General features: G+C 74.7%; 2 protein-coding genes. Both read right to left on the bottom strand.

All coding sequences use genetic code 11. The annotated features are described in order from the left end of the window. Nucleotides 1–175 (bottom strand): hypothetical protein (locus HKX41_10810; protein ID NNC24620.1); only part of this gene is annotated, 175 nt, incomplete at its 3' end. Further along, nucleotides 168–320: a hypothetical protein gene (locus HKX41_10815; protein NNC24621.1), complete on the bottom strand. Its 153-nt coding sequence runs from the start codon at nt 318–320 to the stop codon at nt 168–170. The genes HKX41_10815 and HKX41_10810, both read right to left, overlap by 8 nt. Nucleotides 321–332: the final 12 nt, after the last annotated feature.

Here is a 332-nt window from a genome sequence, read left to right on the forward strand (position 1 = left end):
CGCGCGCCGCGCCGCGCTCGAAGCGCCAGGCGCGGCAGCCCGGCGCCCACCAGCGCAGCAGGCGTTCGCTGCGCTGCTGCGCGCTCAAGGTCTCGGCCGGCAGCCACAGGCCGGCGACGGCCTGCACGCCGCGCCACACCGGATAGCGCACTTGCGCGCCCAACGCCTCAGTCATCGCCGTTCCCCCCGGCGTAGATCGTGGGCCGTCCATCGCGCCCGCGCAACACGATCAGGCGCCCGTCGGCGTCGACAGCGGCTGTGGTCCAGCCGCTGTCGCAGACGCTGCCGGTGCTGAGCCGTATCGCCGACTCGTAAACCACGCGGCGTTCGCG

This window comes from Salifodinibacter halophilus (assembly GCA_012999515.1).
Classification (GTDB): domain Bacteria; phylum Pseudomonadota; class Gammaproteobacteria; order Nevskiales; family Salinisphaeraceae; genus Salifodinibacter; species Salifodinibacter halophilus.